At 61.5% G+C, this 16,735-nt stretch carries 17 protein-coding genes and 1 tRNA gene; 11 read left to right on the forward strand and 7 right to left on the reverse strand.

Features of this window, described 5'->3' with window-relative positions:
* Window positions 1–11: 11 nt before the first annotated feature.
* Window positions 12–179: a hypothetical protein gene (locus EOA19_RS31870; protein WP_127268088.1), complete on the reverse strand. Its 168-nt coding sequence runs from the start codon at window positions 177–179 to the stop codon at window positions 12–14.
* A gap of 155 nt (window positions 180–334) precedes the next feature.
* Here EOA19_RS31870 and EOA19_RS31875 point away from each other — a divergent pair.
* From EOA19_RS31875 to EOA19_RS31895, 4 genes are all read left to right on the forward strand, one after another.
* Window positions 335–410: transfer RNA gene (locus tag EOA19_RS31875), tRNA-Thr, on the forward strand.
* Between the two features lie 457 nt (window positions 411–867).
* Window positions 868–1,521, forward strand: coding sequence for an outer membrane beta-barrel protein (locus tag EOA19_RS31880; protein ID WP_128305850.1), 654 nt, complete (start codon window positions 868–870; stop codon window positions 1,519–1,521).
* Between the two features lie 516 nt (window positions 1,522–2,037).
* On the forward strand, window positions 2,038–2,310 hold the full coding sequence (locus tag EOA19_RS31890) for a hypothetical protein (RefSeq protein WP_023812099.1): 273 nt from the start codon (window positions 2,038–2,040) through the stop codon (window positions 2,308–2,310).
* Window positions 2,311–2,811: 501 nt separating this feature from the next.
* On the forward strand, window positions 2,812–3,195 hold the full coding sequence (locus EOA19_RS31895) for a hypothetical protein (protein ID WP_128305851.1): 384 nt from the start codon (window positions 2,812–2,814) through the stop codon (window positions 3,193–3,195).
* 552 nt (window positions 3,196–3,747) lie between these two features.
* Here the strand turns inward: EOA19_RS31895 and EOA19_RS31905 are convergent.
* Complete coding sequence (locus EOA19_RS31905; protein WP_128305852.1) at window positions 3,748–4,317, reverse strand: DUF2569 family protein; 570 nt, start codon at window positions 4,315–4,317, stop codon at window positions 3,748–3,750.
* Window positions 4,318–4,441: 124 nt separating this feature from the next.
* Window positions 4,442–5,056: a TetR/AcrR family transcriptional regulator gene (locus tag EOA19_RS31910; protein WP_128305853.1), complete on the reverse strand. Its 615-nt coding sequence runs from the start codon at window positions 5,054–5,056 to the stop codon at window positions 4,442–4,444.
* A 91-nt stretch (window positions 5,057–5,147) separates the two neighbouring features.
* On the opposite strand from EOA19_RS31910, the gene EOA19_RS31915 reads away from it, so the two are divergent.
* Genes EOA19_RS31915 through EOA19_RS31935 form a run of 5 tightly spaced genes read left to right on the forward strand, consistent with a single transcriptional unit; the run spans window position 5,148 to window position 9,731 of the window.
* Complete coding sequence (locus EOA19_RS31915; RefSeq protein WP_128305854.1) at window positions 5,148–6,239, forward strand: spermidine/putrescine ABC transporter substrate-binding protein; 1,092 nt, start codon at window positions 5,148–5,150, stop codon at window positions 6,237–6,239.
* A 13-nt stretch (window positions 6,240–6,252) separates the two neighbouring features.
* Window positions 6,253–7,107, forward strand: a complete 855-nt coding sequence (locus EOA19_RS31920) for an ABC transporter permease (RefSeq protein WP_128305855.1) — start codon at window positions 6,253–6,255, stop codon at window positions 7,105–7,107.
* Between the two features lies 1 nt (window position 7,108).
* The gene (locus EOA19_RS31925) at window positions 7,109–7,891 is read left to right on the forward strand and encodes an ABC transporter permease (protein WP_128305856.1); all 783 of its coding nucleotides are present in this window, start codon (window positions 7,109–7,111) and stop codon (window positions 7,889–7,891) included.
* The gene (locus EOA19_RS31930) at window positions 7,888–8,952 is read left to right on the forward strand and encodes an ABC transporter ATP-binding protein (RefSeq protein WP_128305857.1); all 1,065 of its coding nucleotides are present in this window, start codon (window positions 7,888–7,890) and stop codon (window positions 8,950–8,952) included. Before EOA19_RS31925 ends, EOA19_RS31930 begins: the two co-directional genes overlap by 4 nt.
* A 20-nt stretch (window positions 8,953–8,972) precedes the next feature.
* Window positions 8,973–9,731: an MBL fold metallo-hydrolase gene (locus tag EOA19_RS31935; RefSeq protein ID WP_128305858.1), complete on the forward strand. Its 759-nt coding sequence runs from the start codon at window positions 8,973–8,975 to the stop codon at window positions 9,729–9,731.
* 6 nt (window positions 9,732–9,737) lie between these two features.
* Here EOA19_RS31935 and EOA19_RS31940 read toward each other — a convergent pair whose 3' ends face one another.
* The 4 genes from EOA19_RS31940 to EOA19_RS35495 form a co-directional block, all read right to left on the reverse strand.
* A complete protein-coding gene (locus tag EOA19_RS31940; RefSeq protein ID WP_128305859.1) occupies window positions 9,738–10,439 on the reverse strand; it encodes a TetR/AcrR family transcriptional regulator in 702 nt (233 codons plus the stop codon).
* Window positions 10,440–10,579: 140 nt separating this feature from the next.
* The gene (locus EOA19_RS31945; RefSeq protein ID WP_128305860.1) at window positions 10,580–12,007 is read right to left on the reverse strand and encodes an amidase; all 1,428 of its coding nucleotides are present in this window, start codon (window positions 12,005–12,007) and stop codon (window positions 10,580–10,582) included.
* An 88-nt stretch (window positions 12,008–12,095) separates the two neighbouring features.
* Window positions 12,096–13,130, reverse strand: a complete 1,035-nt coding sequence (locus EOA19_RS31950) for an extracellular solute-binding protein (protein ID WP_128305861.1) — start codon at window positions 13,128–13,130, stop codon at window positions 12,096–12,098.
* Between the two features lie 508 nt (window positions 13,131–13,638).
* Entirely contained in the window at window positions 13,639–13,803 is a 165-nt protein-coding gene (locus tag EOA19_RS35495; protein ID WP_164748845.1) for a hypothetical protein, read from the reverse strand.
* A gap of 301 nt (window positions 13,804–14,104) precedes the next feature.
* Between EOA19_RS35495 and EOA19_RS31955 the strand changes: the two genes are divergently transcribed.
* Complete coding sequence (locus tag EOA19_RS31955) at window positions 14,105–14,878, forward strand: NAD kinase (RefSeq protein WP_023812117.1); 774 nt, start codon at window positions 14,105–14,107, stop codon at window positions 14,876–14,878.
* A gap of 202 nt (window positions 14,879–15,080) precedes the next feature.
* Window positions 15,081–16,664 (forward strand): DEAD/DEAH box helicase, encoded by a 1,584-nt coding sequence (locus EOA19_RS31960; protein ID WP_164893096.1) that lies wholly within the window; start codon window positions 15,081–15,083, stop codon window positions 16,662–16,664.
* Window positions 16,665–16,735: the final 71 nt, after the last annotated feature.

Raw genomic sequence — 16,735 nt, forward strand, 5'->3', positions numbered from 1 at the left:
CCCCTATTCCCTCACCCCATCCCCGTGACATGGCGCAGCCAGAAGGCCAGCGCGATGAAGCCGATGATGGTGGTGACGCCGGTCCAGTCGACATTGGCCTTCTTCACATCGCTGATGATCTTCACCAGCAGCATCCAGGCCACGAAGATGATCGGGAGAATGATGACTAATCTGATCATGCGACACCTCTGCGCAAAGCGATTGCACCTTCCCCAGATGTAGGAAGCAATCTAGGGCTTTTCAGGATGCCCTCGCCGACGGGCCACGCGGCATGCCAGGAAAAAACGGAGTTTTGTCTTTACTGGCGCAACAAATATGCTAACCGGAGCGCCGTGCCCTTGTAGCTCAGCTGGTAGAGCAGCGGTTTTGTAAACCGAAGGTCGGCGGTTCGATTCCGTCCGGGGGCACCAGCAAAGTGCGGCAATTGAGTAAATTCAGATAGTTAATCTATTGTCCTCGAGTTCGATCCGCCGCCTGATCCACCTTGGAAATCATGCACTTACCGGCGAGAATATCCGCCCCGGAGCATCACCATGTGGAAAGCCCGCCACCGTGCGGCGGCGGGATTTATTGAAGATTAGAACGGCACCTTCCACGCTCCGCTCTCGAATTTCCGGATAATGCCCGCGTCGAAACCTGACTGCCATTCCTCGCCGGCGTTGAGTTTCATTCCAGAGGTTGTGGCGGCGCCGGTGTTCGGCCGCGGAAGTCCGGAACTCCTCGAGGGATGCCTGTTTGCACCGGCCTTCCTGATACCTAGTCGCCGAATTCAGGCGCAGCAACTTAGTCCACAGGTGTGACTTCCTAGCTACATACAAAGTTGCAGGCTCATCGATATAAAGCGCTTGGCGATTTGATGGGGATTTCATGAAAGCTTTTTTGCTCGCTTCATTCGTTGCGCTTTCGGCGGCTCCGGCCATCGCTGCCGATATGATGACCGCTCCTGTCGACACCCATGAATGGACCTGGCAAGGGCCATACGCCGGCGTGTTCGGCGCCGGAACGTTGGAACATTACAAGATCTATGAGCCGGGCGCCCAGGCTGGCGCAACGCACAACGTCGGCTCGGCCGCGGTCGGCGGCTTTGCAGGTTATAACTTCCAGTCCGGCAAGATTGTCTATGGCGTTGAAGGCGAGCTTGGCTACCGCTTTAAGAAGAACACCTTCGACGATATTCCAGGCCCAGGCGTTCTCGACGCCTCCACAGGTTTGTTCGGATCCGTAAAGGGTCGCGTTGGCATGGACATGGGAGCCTACATGCCGTTTGTCACGGCTGGTGTAACCGCCGCAAAGCTGAAGACGTTCTATCCAGGTGGAAACGCCGAGCGGGATGCAACTTTGGTCGGTGGTATTGTTGGAGCAGGCATCGACGTCGCTCTCACACACAACGTGTTCTTGCGAGGCGAATACGACTTCTCCTTCTTCGGCAAGAAGTCGCTTGAATATTGCGGCGGCGGATGCACGCTGGAACACACGCTTCAGACGCACGATTTCCGCGTCGGCATCGCGATGAAATTCTAACTGTTCAGCGCGTCTCCGACGTTGACGCGCTCCGCAGGAATAGCAAGACCAAGGTCCAGCTTGCGAACGGCCTTCCGCGGGCGCAATGTCGCCAAGAACCCGACGGCCAGGGGTCTGGATCGCAAATAGTTCGCGGTTCAGGCCCTTCCTCCGTTTGGGACCATGCTATGCGGCTCTTCTGCCGGGTTGCTCCGGCCCTTGTCGTGCTGGGCGGTCAATTCCACCTGATGATGAACGACGCTTCCTCGCCGGTGATCTCCTTGATGGATTTCAACAGCACCTCATGCACTGCTTGGAGCGATCGGCAATGATCGCAGCTTGGCGATAGAAGCGGCTGCACGATGCTCTTTTGAAGCCGCCTCGCCCAGCGGCGGCGTGTGGACCTGCTCGGGCTCCATCGGAGGATGAACTTCGAATGGCAAGCACCGGACGCATCACGCCCACGATGGGAATCCAAAGCACTAAAATGATTGCACTGGGAAACCTTTTTGGGGGCATCGACATTGTCGGGTTTGCATGGCCCGCTTCTACTTTGATCTGACCGACAACGGCGAATTCTATCCCGACACCAAGGGCACAGAGCTTCCGAGCGTGGAGGCCGTGGAAGACGAGGCCGCACGGGCGCTTTTGGAAATAGCGAAAGACGCGATGCCGGACGGCACTCATCGTCAGGTAGCGTTCCACGTTCGCGACGATACCAACGCCGCTTTGTTGGTCGTTAAGGTCACGTTCGAGCTAATACGATTGGGCAGCGATGAAATGGAGCAAAGCGGCGTTCCGCCCGATTAGGAGATGACCGGCAGACCGTGCTACATAGGGGATGAAATTTCCCCGCCCAGCTTACATGGTCTACCTTCCGCCACTGCCTGGCCTCCCATATCTAGCTGCCACTTTGACGGTGGATGGAGCAATCACGGCGGCGCCGTTTGACACGGCGGATGAAGCCGCAGCCTTCAACAAGCTGATGGCGAAAGCGGAACATCCCGGCAAGGCGATTTTGAATTGAACGCCGCCGAGGTCAGGCAAGATTGTCCGCGACGGTCTATCCCCCTCGACGCCTTCGATGAGATTGTATTAGCGAGTGCCCTGCGTGCCCGCCTGGCTCATGAGCGAGCGCGAATGCACGTCTTGTTTGAACAGCTTACTCACGCCCGAATGCTCGTTAGAGACGCCGCCGCGATCCGCGCCCATCTGCGCGCGGCCCTTGCGTATCAAACCGTACGTTGAATCCTTCTTGGGTCACGCGTGAGAAGAGAGTAAATAAATCCCTTCGCAGCAAGGGAGGCCGCGATGGTTGAAACGCATATGGAAGTCGCACGCGCGGCTATCGAAACCAGCTTTCGGTTGCGGCACCATTCCCTGGCCGGAACTGCCTCGTTTCGCCGCGATATGGATCACTCCCGACGCGCAATCGAGGCATCACGCGAACTGCTCAAGCGCCTTCGCCAACGTCACCGCGATGACATGGCCCAGGGGTGGGAAGATCCGGGCCCGACTCCTGCTTCCGTCTCCGCCTTCGATGCTGATATTCTTCGCTCTGCATTTCGAGCCCTGGTCAGGGATATGAGCGTGCCTGAATGTCAATGGCGCGATTTGGCTGAGAGCTTGGTCCGCGAATATGTCGGGTGCGAGCAGATCGACGTTGGCCTGTTGGATTGGATCACCCACAAGTAGTCACCAACGCAAAACAGCCCGTCCCGCCCACATTGCCGGTGACACGAAACGGGCTGCGGAAGCCGGCATGCGGTGCTTCCTGCAATCCAACTTTGTGCGCGCACGGTTGTTCCGTCAGCTTCTGCTGACAAGCGGGTACATTCTGCTGCCGTGGCCATTCGACAGTCGCTGGTAGAGTAGACCCGCCGCTCCATTTGCGAAGCGACGGGCTCTCGCCCACCCCATACCTGTCACAGCAATTTAGATGCCAGACTTTTTGACCCGTTATGGGGCACAGCCGTCGCCTTTGCAGTCGGTTCTACCCCGCCGTAGGAGGCACCGGCCCAGAATGTTCCACCGGATGAACTCGACTTCCTTCCCGGTGACTTCCCGCACCGCGTTTAACAGCACCTCATGCAGGACGCGCGTCTGCCTGAATCCGATTCTGCCTGAATCCGATTCTGCCTGCCGATCACCGCGCGCAGTTCGGGTTCTCCCCTCGCGCTTCACGGATTCGATGAACATCAGTTCGCCGAGCCCGTGATGCTCCAAATATTCCAAGTTTGCTGTCTTTTATGACACGCTCGCGACCTGGGTGGATGCCCCAACCCCGGTGAACGTGTTCCGGACCCTGACGGACTTGTAGACGTAGGCGACCCAGAGCCCTGTCAGCACAAACGAGACTATCGGGGCCACCAGCGCATCGCCTGCGAGCACCAGGCTCACCGGAACGCCCAGAACTGACGCAACCCAGATCGTGTCCAGGATGAAAACGACAGGAATCGCCAGCCACTGGAGCAGAAACAATTGCGGAAAGCGGTGGCTTCGCCGCAGCATCGAAACGAGCACAACCAGCTGAAGCGCCAGAAATGCCAGATTGAGAGCAAGTTCGCCATACACCGCCAGGGGTCCGTTCGGGAGGGTCATGAGTTGCTGGTAGCCGTCGGCCGAATTGGCGAAGTCGGCAAGTGTGCGCAACGGTGATAACGTCTGACCGATCGCCAGCAGCATTAACCAGCCGCCGAAGCCCACAAGAGCCTCGGGATTCTGCGACGGCTTCGCGGCTGATCGAACAGCAAAGAAAACAGGCACGCCGATCAACAGCAGCAAGATCGCCCAATGCCAGATAGAAAACGTCCCCATTTACCCCTCCCCCGTTTTTGCTCCTATAAGTTGTATCAGGTTTTAAATTCAACTCAAGAGCCGACATGCATCTGAAACCAGGTCTTATGCGGAAGCAACGCTTTCTCCTGCCCTTTCCTGCCACTCACACCGCAATCGCCGCCACCAGAATCCTGTTCTGCCTCCGTACCGCCGCCCGCAATTCCGCAATCCTCGCCGCATCGCGCTTCACGAATTCGATGAACATCATGTTCATGTTGTTGAAGATCAGTTCGCCGAGCGCTGCCCCGTCGATGTCCTGCCGCACAAGGCCGAGCGCTTGCAGGCGGACGATCAGGGCGCGGATCTGTTCGGTTAGAGCACGGTCGAGCGCGGTGTAGGCTTGGCCGAACGGGCTATCGGGCAGTTGCGTTGAGATCGCCATCGCCTGCCGCCACATCTCCTTGCTGAGATAGTGCAGCGAATGCTCGATATAGATGCCGATCAGCGTGTCCAGCGCGTCGCCGACATTGGCCGGCGGCCTGGCGACGACGCCCTGCCCGGCATTGAGCACCTCGTTGACCTCCAGCGAGACGATGGCGCCGAGGATGTCGCCCTTGTTCTGGTAGTAATTGTAGATCGTGCCGACCGAGACCTCGGCCTGCGCGGCGATCGCCTCGATCTTGGCGCCCTCATAGCCGGCCTCGCGAAACAGTTCCGCCGCCGCCTCGATGATGCGCCTGTGCCGGTCCGCCTTTTGCCTTGCCCGCAATCCGCTCATATCAGCCTCTTGCCATAAAAACAGAATTGACTCAATTTTAGAATTGGTTCAATTTTTTGCAAGAAGCCACAAAGGCAAGGGAGAACACTCGATGTCCGCTAAACCTACATCCAGGAATCCGCTTTCCATCCTGAAGAGCCATCTGCATGCAGCGTGCGCCGCCACGACGCTGCTGCTCGGAGCCGGCAGCGCCGCCCGGGCCGCCGACCTCAACGCGCTGATCTGGTGCGATCATGCCGATCCGGCATTGCTGCAGCCGTTCGAGGAGGCCAATGGCGTCAAGGTCAACGTCAAGGAATTCGAGGGCACCGGCGCCGGGTTGGCCATCGTCGAACAGTCGCAGCGGGGCGACTGGGACGTGATGGTGATCGACAGCATCGACATACCGCGCGGCGTCGAAAAGGGCCTGTTCGAGCCGCTGCCGGAAGACAAGCTGCCACTGGCCGACCTGTTTGCGCAGGTGAAGATGGACGGCTCCACCGTCGTCGGCGGCAAACGCTACGGCATTACCGAGAAATTCGGCTACAACACGATCGGCTACAACAAGACCAAGGTCGACCCGGCCGACATGCAGTCGATGGCCGCGCTCACCGGCGACAAGTACAAGGGCAAGGTCGCCATCTACGACTACTATCTGCCGGTCATCGGCATGGCCGCGCTGGCCATCGGCAAGAAGACGGCCGATCTCACCGAAGCCGACCTGCCCGCCCTCAAGGACGAGCTTTTGAAGATGAAGGCGAACGCCAAGCTGGTCGGCGAAGTGACCGCCAGCCAGACGGCGCTGGCGACCGGCGAGGTCGACATTCTGGTCGGCGGTGGCGAATGGGTGACGGCGGGCCTGGCCAAGGAGAACCCCGCGCTGGACTTCTCCATCCCCAAGGAGGGTGCGGTGCTGTGGTCGCAGTCGCTGGCCATGTTCAAGGATTCCAAGAACAAGGACATGGCGCTGAAGTTCATCCAGTACATTATGAGCCCGGAGGGCCAGGCGCGGCTTGCCACCTCGTCCTGCTATTGGGGCATGCCGGCGAACACCAAGGCAGCGCTCACCGACGACCAGAAGAAGGTCCTGCGTTTCGACGAGCAGCCGGGCTTCCTGGCGCGCGCCCAGGCCTATCCGGCGCCGAGTGCCGATCTCGACAAGAAGATGCAGGACATGTGGACCGAAATGCTGCAGGCGAAATGAGCCGATACCGCTCATGAGCAGCTCGGCAAATAACCCCCTGCCCCGGGCGGCCCTGCCCTGGGCGCTGGTCACGCCGGCGCTCGGCTGGACGCTGCTGTTCTTCGTGCTGCCCTTCATCGCCATGGGGTTTTCCAGCCTGACGGCGCATGAGGGCGGCGGTTTCACGGCGTCCAACTACAGCCAGTTCTTCACCAATCCGTCCTACTGGCAGGCGATGGTGAACTCGCTGCAGGTCACCGCCATCGTCACCGTGATCTCCGTGCTGCTCGCCTATCCCTTTGCCTGGATTCTCGCCGAACAGGTGCCGGAACGCTGGCAGCGGCTGGCGCTGATGCTGGCGGTGCTGCCGTTCTGGACCTCCTATGTCGTGCGCTCCTACTCCTGGCTGCTGGTGCTGGCGCAGAATGGCGTGCTCAACCGGGCGCTCACCGGCTCCGGCCTGTTCAGCGAGCCGCTGCAACTCGCCAACACTCGTTTCGCCACCGTCACCGGCTTCGTGCATTTCTTCGTCATGCTGTTGACGCTGACGATCTTCGCCAATCTCAAGCAACTCAGCCCGAGCTACCGCAAGGCAGCCGCCGATCTCGGCGCCGGGCCGGTGCGCACCTTCCTGCATGTCGTGCTGCCGCTGACCTTGCCCGGCATCATGGTCGGCGCCTTCCTGACCTTCGTGCTGTGCATCGGCGACTACATCACGCCGCAGATCCTGGGTGGCAACAACGAGCTGCTGATGCCGCAGCTGGTGATGATGCAGATCGGCCGGCGCGGCGACTTTCCGCTGGCCTCGGCGCTGTCGATCATCCTGATGGCGGTGGTCACCATTGCCTACCTCGCCTGCGCCCGCTGGCTGAAGATCGAGCGGGCCTGAGATGCGCAGGATTGTCCGCATCGCCTCCTGGCTCTACGCCGTCCTGATCTACGGCTTCATCTTCCTGCCGGTGATCGTGCTGGTGCTGTTTTCACTGCAGGCGACGTCGTTTCCGATCCCGCCCTTCACCGGCCCATCGCTGCGCTGGTACGACGCGGTGCTCTCCGACGTCAGGCTGACCTCGGCGCTGGTCAATTCGCTGCTGGTCGCGTCCATCTCGTCGCTCGCCGCCGTCACGCTCGGCTTCCTCTCCGCTTGGGGCTTTGCCCGTTTCGTCCTGCCGGGCTCCGGCCTGTTGCGCGGGCTGATCACGCTGCCGCTGACGGTCAGCTATCTCATCATCGGCATGGGGCTGCTGGTGCTGTTCAACTGGGCCGGTGTACCGAAATCCTTGCTTGCCGCCGGCATCGGCCATGTCGTGATCAACCTGCCGCTGTGCTTCGCCATCATCTACAGCCAGATGGGCGATCACCAGATCAACATCGAACGCGCCGCGCGCGACCTCGGCGCGCCGGAATGGAAGGTGCTGCTGTTGATCACCGTGCCGGTCATGGCGCCTGCCATCTTCGCCAGCTTCTTCCTGTCGATGACCTTCTCCTGGGACGAGTTCGTGATCTCCTTCCTGCTCACCCGCTTCGACACCACGCTGCCGGTCGAAATCTGGAACCTCTTGCGTTCCGGCCTCAACCCGAAGACCAACGCCGTCGGCTCGCTGGTTTTCGCCGTTTCCATCGTGCTGGTCGTGCTGTTCGAATTGACATTGCTGCGCAGGAGAAAGGCATGACTGCGCCTTTGGTCGATATTCGCTCCGTCTCGCATCGCTTCGGCCAGCATACGGTGCTGAAGGACGTTTCGCTGCAGATCGAGCCCGGCAGCTACACGATCCTGCTTGGGCCCTCAGGCTCCGGCAAGACGACGCTGCTGTCCATCCTGGGCGGCTTCGTCACGCCCAGCGAAGGCAAGGTGTTCATCCGTGGCGAGGACTGCACTTCGGTACCGCCGGCCAAGCGCCCGACGACGACGGTGTTCCAGGACTATGCGCTGTTTCCGCATATGAGTGTCGGCAGCAATGTCGGCTTCGGCCTGCGCATGCAGGGTGTCGACGGCACGACGCGGGCGGCAAAGGCGCGCGAGGCGCTGGCCCTGGTTGGTCTCGCCGCTGCTTTCGACAAGAAACCGCACCAGCTTTCCGGCGGCCAGCGGCAGCGCGTAGCTCTGGCGCGGGCGCTGGTGATCGAGCCGGCGGTGCTTCTGCTCGACGAGCCGCTCGGCGCGCTCGACCTCAAATTGCGCCGGCAGATGCAGGACGAATTGAAGGCGATCCAGAAGCGCGTCGGCACCGCCTTCATCCATGTCACCCACGACCAGGAAGAAGCCATGGCGCTGGCCGACCATTGCGTGGTGATGAATGACGGGCGCATCGAGGACGAAGGCCCGCCCGAGCGTGTCTATGCACGGCCAGCGACGCGCTTTTCGGCGACCTTCATGGGCGAAAGCACGATCCTTGCCGGCACGGTCACGGAGGCGAAGGAGAGGACAAGCACCGTCGCCACGCCCGTCGGGCCGATCTCGCTGCCCGGCGCCTTGCCGGTCGGCTCTGCCGTTGCGCTGGCCATACGGCCGGAGCATCTTGTCCTCGGCGAGACCAGCGGCTGTGTCAGGCTCGGCACGGCCAGAGTGAGCGACGTCGTCTTCCAGGGCAGCTTCAAGCGCGTGCTTGCCGTCTCCGTCGAAGACCCCTCGCTTCACTTCATCGCCAGGCTGGCCGCGACAGCCACCGCCCGGCCGGGCGACACAGTTGCCGTTTCGTGCGATACCGACCAGATCATCCTGCTGACGGACTGAACTTTTCTGACGGGTTGAAAATGGCAACACTTCCGCTCATCGAGGCACCAGACTGGTACGAGACCATCCGCATGAGCGATGGCGTGACCTTGATCCACGAGCCATGGATAAAACCGTTCTTCCGCTGCAACATGTGGCATGTGCGCGGCCGCGACCGCGATCTCCTCTTCGACACTGGGCTCGGCCATTTCAGCCTTCGGCGTCATGTGCCGCTGGTCAGCGAGCGCAAGCTGATTTGCGTCGCCAGCCATACGCATTTCGACCATATCGGCTGCCATCACGAATTTCCGGACCGCTGCGTACACGCCGCCGAGGCCGACATCCTCGCCGATCCGCGCAACGAATGGACGGCAGCCGGCACCTATGCGACCGACGAGATGTTCGATCGCATGCCGCAAGGCTGGGACACGGCGCGCTACGGCATTGTGCCCGCACCGGCCGGCCGTTTGCTCGACCATGGCGATATCGTCGATCTCGGCGACCGGGCCTTCGAGGTGATCCACACGCCCGGCCATTCACCCGGCGGCATCGCGCTCTACGAAAACAGGACGGGCATCCTGTTATCCGGCGACATCATCTATGACGGCCCGCTGATCGACGACGTCTACCACTCGGTTGTCGGTGACTATGTCGCCACGCTGCTGCGTATGCGCGACCTCGATGTCTCGGTGGTGCATGGCGGCCATTTCCCCAGCTTCGGCAAGGTGCGCTACCGCCAGCTTGTCGACGAGTATCTGGAACAGAAGCGGCAGGCCGGCTGCCATCTGCGGCAGCCCTGAAAGCGGTTAGCGCATCAGTTCGAAATGCCGCGGGAACGCCTGATGCAGCAGAAGCAGCATGGTCTTGCGCAGCACGTTGGTGTCACGGCTGGACGGATTGAGATGATCCCAATACCAGGCGCCATGAACCAGATAATTCAGGCTCTCCGACAGGGTGTCGATGTCGACGTCGGTATAACCGCCGCTGCGCGAAATCTCGATCAGCAGCTCGCGCGCCTCGGCGGTGTAGGCGAGATCGCTCGGAAGGCCGATCTCGTTGTAGATCTGCATGCTCTTGCGGTCGCTGGAGAACACGACAAAGACCGAAACCCATTTCGGGTGCTGGCGGGCGAAACGTTGCGCGCAATCGACCGCGCCCAGGGCCCGCTCAACCGGAGACAGGCCGGGCGCCCGCACCAACGTCATCCACAGCTCGTCATAGCGATCGCTGAGATACTGCAGGACGGCGCGAAACAGGTTCTCCTTGCTGCGAAAATGGAAGACGACCAGGGCATTGGACGAGCCGACATGTTCGGCGATGCGCTGCATGGTGACGCTTGCCAGCCCCTCCTCCGCGATGAGCTCGATGGTGGCGTCGATGATCCGCTGCACGCTGGCTTCGCCGCGTTCGCGCCGACGGTCCTTGGGCGGCGCGGCATCGTTTGCCGCACTTCCATTCTTCGCCATTGCGCCTTTGCGTTTTGCCGCCGCGGCCTTTTGTTGCGCCATCTTCGTCCAGCTCCTTTCGGACCTTCTGGCGGCGATCACCGGCGCCGCCACGGATCCGTCTATTCGAGATGTCCGGCGCCGGCTCACCACAACCGAGACCGCGGATCAAGCACCGGTGCGGCAAGGGCCGCAGCGCCCTGTTATAGCGACGGGCGCGTTTCGGCGTTTGTGTACCACTGCCCCTTGGCCGTCTCATAGGCCATGGCCGCGCGGAAAACATCGGCATCGCAATAGGTGCGGCCAACGATCTGGATGCCTGTCGGCACGCCGCTTGCCGCCCGGCCCGAAGGGATGGACAGAACCGGACAACGGCTCATCATGTTGAACGGCGTCGTCATCACCCAGCCAAGCGACGGGTTCACCTGCTTGCCGTTGATCTCGACCGTGCCCTTGGTCTGATCGAACTCCGCCGGCACGGAAGGAAGAGCGTTGGTCGGGCAGACCAGCACGTCATAGGTCTCCAGCAGCGGGCCCAGCGTCTGGTACATCCTGGCCGCCACGTCCAGTGTTCCGACAAAGTCCGTCGCCTTCGACTTTTGCCCGTCCTCGGCGAACTGCCTGGCATAGCTCGTCATGTCCTTGCCGTGCTTCTTGAGCAGTTGCGACAGCGATGCGCCGAACAGATGCTCGAGATAGGCCATGCCCGCCTTGAGCACGTCGTCGCCCCAGCCCAGGTCTACTTCCTCGACCGTGGCGCCGAGCGAGCGGAATACATCGCAGGCGGCAAGCGTGTTCTTGCGCACGTCCGGGTCGACTTCGAAAGAACCGAGGTCCATCGAGAAAGCAATCTTCCAGCCCTTGATCGGCTTGTAGTCGAGCGGCAGCCGCAGTTTTGGGCGCAGCGTAGCGATGTCGAGCGGGCTTGGTCCGGCCATGACGTTTTGCAGCAGGATCGCATCCCCGACGTTTCGCGCCAGCGGTCCAGTGTGGCAATAAAAATCGAGGTTGAAGGGCGGCTCGTCCGGATTGCGCCCGTAAGGCGGCTTGAAGCCGACAAGACCGCAGGCCGACGCGGGAATGCGGATCGATCCGGCAATGTCCGAACCGGTGGCGATCGACGACGTGCCGGATGCCAGCGTCGCCGCGGCACCGCCCGACGAACCGCCGGGTGTGAAATCCGGGTTCCACGGATTGCGCGTCACGCCCCAGCGTTTCGACCAGGTATAGCCGGCGCAGCTGAATTCAGGCGTCGCTGTGCGGGCATGGACAATGCCTCCGGCCTTGATGATGCGCTCGTTCATCGTCGAGGTATGGCCGCCTATCGCATCCCCGGACAGCAGCGAGCCGTGCGAGGTCGGCTTGCCCTTGATGTAGCTCTCGTCCTTGATGCCGATCGGCAACCCCTCGAGCGCCCCGGTCCGGGCGCCCCTGGCGTATTTCGCCTCGGCCTTCCCAGCCAGGTCCATCGCCTCGTCGAAATGCGTGAAGGTGAAGCAGTTGATCGTCGCCATGGTTGCCTCTGCGCGGCGGATGGTGGCCTGCATCAGTTCGACAGGCGAAAGCTTCTTCGCCTTGAACAGCCGCAGCGCCTCGCCGGCCGGCATGTAGCAAAGGTCGAGATCGGTCATGGGAAGTCTCCTGCGATCTGCGCATCGCGTTTGGCATGGACGGGAGATGACCGCGCCGCGTGCAGCGGCGCGGAAAACGCGGGTCAGGTCATTTCTGCAGGTCGGTCCAGATCTTCGTGTAGAGCGCCTGCACATCCGGCGGGCAGGCCTGCATGAACTGGCCCTTGGTGGCGAACTCAGCGGGGATGTTCACTTCCGGCGCGGTCTTCATGTCGTCGGGCATGAAGGCTTCCGAGCCCTTGATGCCGTTCGAATAACGCGCAAAGGCTGAGATCAGCGCCGCATTCTGCGGATCCATGATGAAGTTCTGGAACAGCTTGGCGTTGTCGATATTCTTGGCGTCCTTGAGGACAGCGACATTGTCCATCCAGATCGGATAGCCTTCCTTGGGATAGCCATAGACGATCTTGTCGTTCTCAAGCCGCTCGCGCAGCGATATGCCGTTCCAGTTGACGCCCGCGGCGATGTCGCCCCTGCCCAGGCCATCGACGGCCGCATAATCGAGCGAAAGCCATTTCGCCTTCGCCTCCACCAGCTTGTCATGCACCTTCTTCAGCATCTGCATGTCGCTGCTGCAATATTTGCCACCCTCGTAGGCGATGGCGAGGAACATGATGTCACCCATTTCGGGTACGACATTGATCTTGCCGACGAGTTCGGGGGGTGGGTCGAGGAAGATCGCCGATGTGTTCGGGTCGCCGGCATAAACCGACTTGTTCACCGAAATGCCGGTCGTGCCCCACTGCCATGGAACGGTATATTTACGGCCTGGATCGAATGGAACATCGACCCATCTGGGATCGACGTTTTTGAAGTTTTCCATCTTGTTGGGATCGGTCTCCAAGAGCAGACCTTCGCTGATCCAGACCGGCACGACGCTCGCCGAGGGCACGACGATGTCATAGCCGGAGGCGCCCTGCCGGACCTTGGCCAAGGCGGTGTCGTTGGAATCATAGTCGGTGACGGTGACCTTGACCTTGTAGGTCTCTTCGAACTTCTTGATCAGGTCGGGGCTGGTGTAGTTGCCCCAATTGTAGATGTTGAGCTCGCCTTCGGCACGGGCCACGCCCGTGACAGTCAGCAACGACAGGCCGATGGCCGTCGCGGTCAGTTTCCAGTTCATGCTGCATGCTCCCATTGTTGGGACCGGCGGCACTACGGCCCCAAGTCCGTTTCCTGCTGACGAAAAGATGGCCGCGACAATGCCGATCGACGGCACGAGAAAGGCCGTCGACATCGCATTTGCGGCGCGCCGGCAACGGCAAGCCGCATGGCAGTCAAGATATTCCCCCCTTTATTGTGGCCATTCACCGGCTGGAACCCGGCTGTCCAACTCAATTCTCGACCTCAGGAATAACTATGACTAAACATACAGTCAATATCTTATCGTGGATACGGCCATGGCTCGCCCATTGATGCGCCCGATGCGGTGGTGACTCAGTGAGCAGCCAGGAAAGAGGTTTAGCCGCGATGCCGGACGCGTCAGGCCGTTGAGGCCGAAATGCTCGCGGCCGCAATTCGCGGTGGCCGACCGGCCACTGCTTTTAAGGAGAGAAACTGCCGCGCGATGTCGCGCACCGAAGCGGCCGCCAATGCCGCCGGTCATCCGAAAGGATGATCAGGTTACAGCGCTACAGCGCCCTTTGCGGGCATGGCGCTCCGGCTGCATCGCCACAGCGCGACGCCGTGGGCTGCGGCCGGAAGCTCGTCTCTTCGGACTGGCGCACCAGTTCGGCAAAGAGCAGCGCGAAGCTTCCCAGCATCAGAAAGACGATGATCAGGCGTGTTACCGGCAATATGTCGGCCTCGACTGGCTAGCCCCCACGCCACCCATCCACTGCCGGCTAACATGACCGATCCGGCTTTACGAGACTTTAAGGCCGGTCTTAACCATCACATTCGCGTAGCCTTTGACATGATACGCGAACGGCGAGTCCGCATCCGCCGTCCCGCGGTCGCCTTGCCATCCAGATGGCGTTGCCATCCGGGATGTCGTTGCCATCCGGCATGGCGGCTCCCTTTGCAGACGTACCCCGCCCATGCTACCCCGACGCTGGCGCGGCCCTGCCGCTGCCAATTGGTCGTCATCGGGGAGCCATGAGCAAAGCCGCCAGCCGCATCGCCTTCGTCTCGTCCGACACCGCTGACGCCAAGACGGCGCTGGAAAGCCTGTCGGCGCGCTATGGCCAGTCTTCCGTCGAGGAGGCCGGGATCGTCGTTGCCCTTGGGGGTGACGGCTTCCTGCTGCAGACCCTGCGCGACACGATGGGGACCGGCAAGAAGGTCTACGGCATGAACCGTGGCACCATCGGCTTCCTGATGAACGAGTATCGTTCCGGTGGCCTGACGGAGCGTCTCGAAGCCGCCGTCGCCGAAACGATCCGCCCGCTGGAGATGCTGGCCGTGACCTCGGAAGGCGAAACGATTTCGGCACTGGCGATCAACGAAGTGGCGCTGTGGCGTCAATCGTACCAGACGGCCAAGATCCGCATCACCGTCGACGAACAGGTCCGGCTTGAGGAACTGAACTGCGACGGCGTCATGATCGCAACCCCGGCCGGGTCCACCGCCTACAATCTTTCGGCGCACGGACCGATCCTGCCGCTCGACGCGCCGCTGCTGGCGCTGACCCCAGTCAGCCCGTTTCGCCCGCGCCGATGGCGCGGCGCGCTGCTCTCCAACAAGGCCACCGTGCGCTTCGACATCCGCGAGCCGGAAAAGCGGCCAGTGAACGCCGCCGCTGACCATACCGAGGTCAAGGCCGTGACCTCGGTAACGGTGCGAGAATCACCCACGGCGACAGCAACGTTGCTGTTCGATCCCAATCATTCCTGGAACGAGCGTATTCTCGCCGAACAGTTCCGCTATTGAGCCGGCGCTGCGACCGACAGGTCGATTAAGCATCCCGATTAAGGTTACAACTTCACAATCGTGCCATTGCTGCCCGTTTCTGTTGACAAATCGAGGGCTTGCTCCTAATTGCAATACCAATCTTGCAGGCGCGTGGCGCTTGCCGCGACAGACGCCATTAGACGCCGTTGCGCTTCCCCGAACCAGCCAAAGACAACAACACTTGTCCTCAGACACCACGACCGCTCAAGAAGCGTTGACCTTCGCAGACCTCGGCCTGTCGCCGAAGGTCCTTTCCGCAGTCACCGACGCCGGCTATACCCAGCCGACGCCGATCCAGGCTGGTGCGATCCCGCACGCCTTACTCGGCAAGGACATTTTGGGCATCGCCCAGACCGGCACTGGCAAGACGGCTTCCTTCGTGCTGCCGATGCTGACCCGCCTCGAAAACGGTCGGGCCCGCGCCCGTATGCCGCGCACGCTGATCCTGGAGCCGACGCGCGAGCTCGCCGCGCAGGTCGAAGAGAATTTCATCCGCTACGGCAAAAACCACAAGCTCAACATCGCGCTCTTGATCGGCGGTGTCTCATTCGACGAACAGAACAAGAAGCTGGAGCGCGGCGTCGACGTGCTGATCGCGACGCCCGGCCGCTTGCTCGATCACCGCGAGCGCGGCAAGCTGTTGCTCAACGGCGTCGAGATCCTCGTCATCGACGAAGCGGACCGCATGCTCGACATGGGCTTCATCCCCGATATCGAGCGCATCTGCGAGATGATTCCGTTCACCAGGCAGACGCTGTTCTTCTCGGCAACGATGCCGCCGGAAATCACCAAGCTGACCGAGAAATTCCTGCACGCGCCGGTGCGCGTCGAGGTCTCGAAGGCAGCATCCGCCGCCACCAACATCATCCAGCGGCTGGTCAAGTCCGGCTCCAAGCCATGGGACAAGCGCGAGACGCTGCGCAATCTGATCAAGGCCGAAGACGCGGAGCTGAAGAACGCCATCATCTTCTGCAACCGCAAGGTTGAAGTGGCGGAGCTGTTCCGCTCGCTGCTGAAGTATGATTTCGACGCCGGCGCGCTGCACGGCGACATGGACCAGCGCGCGCGCATGCAGATGCTGGCCAATTTCCGCGACGGCAAGCTGCGCTACCTCGTCGCTTCCGACGTCGCCGCGCGCGGCTTGGACATCCCCGATGTCAGCCACGTCTTCAACTATGACGTGCCGATCCATGCCGAGGACTATGTCCACCGCATCGGCCGTACCGGCCGCGCCGGGCGCTCGGGCAAGTCGTTCACCATCGCGACCAAGTCGGATACCAAGTATATCGACGCTATCGAGCGGCTGATCGGCAACAAGATCGAATGGCATGACGGCGACTTGTCGACGGTGGTTGCCAGCGAAGGCGGCGAGGACGATGCTCCGCGCCGTGGCAAGGGCGCACCGCGTCGCGCCGGCCGCAAGGACGACGACCGCGGCAGGGAAAAGGGCGGCGAGCGCAAACCGCGCGAACGCCACGCCAAGCGCAGCGAAGACACGGCACCGGAAACAGTCCGCGAGGATCAGCCGGTGGCCGAGGCCGCCGACGTCGGCGAACGGCGCTCGCGCAAGGAAGCGATCCGTTCGGAAAACACCGAGCGCAAATCATCCGATCGCAATGAACAGCGCGCACCAGAACGCGGCGACACGAGGCCGCAGCGCGACAACAGCCGCCCTGCCCGCCAACGACACCAGGAAGACAACGATTCCACCGTCGGCTTCGGCGATGACATGCCGGCCTTCATGCGGATCGTCGCGAAGGTCTGATTCCCGACCGCTTCGAAGGCAAGCCAGCCGTCCGGCTTGCCTTCTCGGCAAAGCTTCCTGCCTGGCTCGCC

It is taken from the genome of Mesorhizobium sp. M7A.F.Ca.US.010.02.1.1 (genome assembly GCF_004023085.1).
Lineage (GTDB): Bacteria > Pseudomonadota > Alphaproteobacteria > Rhizobiales > Rhizobiaceae > Mesorhizobium.

Bases quoted from the DNA above. Each gene is read 5' to 3' on its own strand.
- EOA19_RS31950 (WP_128305861.1), bottom strand. From the start codon at position 13,130: ATGAACTGGAAACTGACCGCGACGGCCATCGGCCTGTCGTTGCTGACT.
- EOA19_RS31890 (WP_023812099.1), top strand. From the start codon at position 2,038: ATGGCCCGCTTCTACTTTGATCTGACCGACAACGGCGAATTCTATCCC.
- EOA19_RS31945 (WP_128305860.1), bottom strand. From the start codon at position 12,007: ATGACCGATCTCGACCTTTGCTACATGCCGGCCGGCGAGGCGCTGCGG.
- EOA19_RS31925 (WP_128305856.1), top strand. From the start codon at position 7,109: ATGCGCAGGATTGTCCGCATCGCCTCCTGGCTCTACGCCGTCCTGATC.
- EOA19_RS31935 (WP_128305858.1), top strand. From the start codon at position 8,973: ATGGCAACACTTCCGCTCATCGAGGCACCAGACTGGTACGAGACCATC.
- EOA19_RS31905 (WP_128305852.1), bottom strand. From the start codon at position 4,317: ATGGGGACGTTTTCTATCTGGCATTGGGCGATCTTGCTGCTGTTGATC.
- EOA19_RS31880 (WP_128305850.1), top strand. From the start codon at position 868: ATGAAAGCTTTTTTGCTCGCTTCATTCGTTGCGCTTTCGGCGGCTCCG.
- EOA19_RS31915 (WP_128305854.1), top strand. From the start codon at position 5,148: ATGTCCGCTAAACCTACATCCAGGAATCCGCTTTCCATCCTGAAGAGC.
- EOA19_RS31895 (WP_128305851.1), top strand. From the start codon at position 2,812: ATGGTTGAAACGCATATGGAAGTCGCACGCGCGGCTATCGAAACCAGC.
- EOA19_RS31930 (WP_128305857.1), top strand. From the start codon at position 7,888: ATGACTGCGCCTTTGGTCGATATTCGCTCCGTCTCGCATCGCTTCGGC.
- EOA19_RS31910 (WP_128305853.1), bottom strand. From the start codon at position 5,056: ATGAGCGGATTGCGGGCAAGGCAAAAGGCGGACCGGCACAGGCGCATC.
- EOA19_RS31870 (WP_127268088.1), bottom strand. From the start codon at position 179: ATGATCAGATTAGTCATCATTCTCCCGATCATCTTCGTGGCCTGGATG.
- EOA19_RS31940 (WP_128305859.1), bottom strand. From the start codon at position 10,439: ATGGCGCAACAAAAGGCCGCGGCGGCAAAACGCAAAGGCGCAATGGCG.
- EOA19_RS31920 (WP_128305855.1), top strand. From the start codon at position 6,253: ATGAGCAGCTCGGCAAATAACCCCCTGCCCCGGGCGGCCCTGCCCTGG.
- EOA19_RS31955 (WP_023812117.1), top strand. From the start codon at position 14,105: ATGAGCAAAGCCGCCAGCCGCATCGCCTTCGTCTCGTCCGACACCGCT.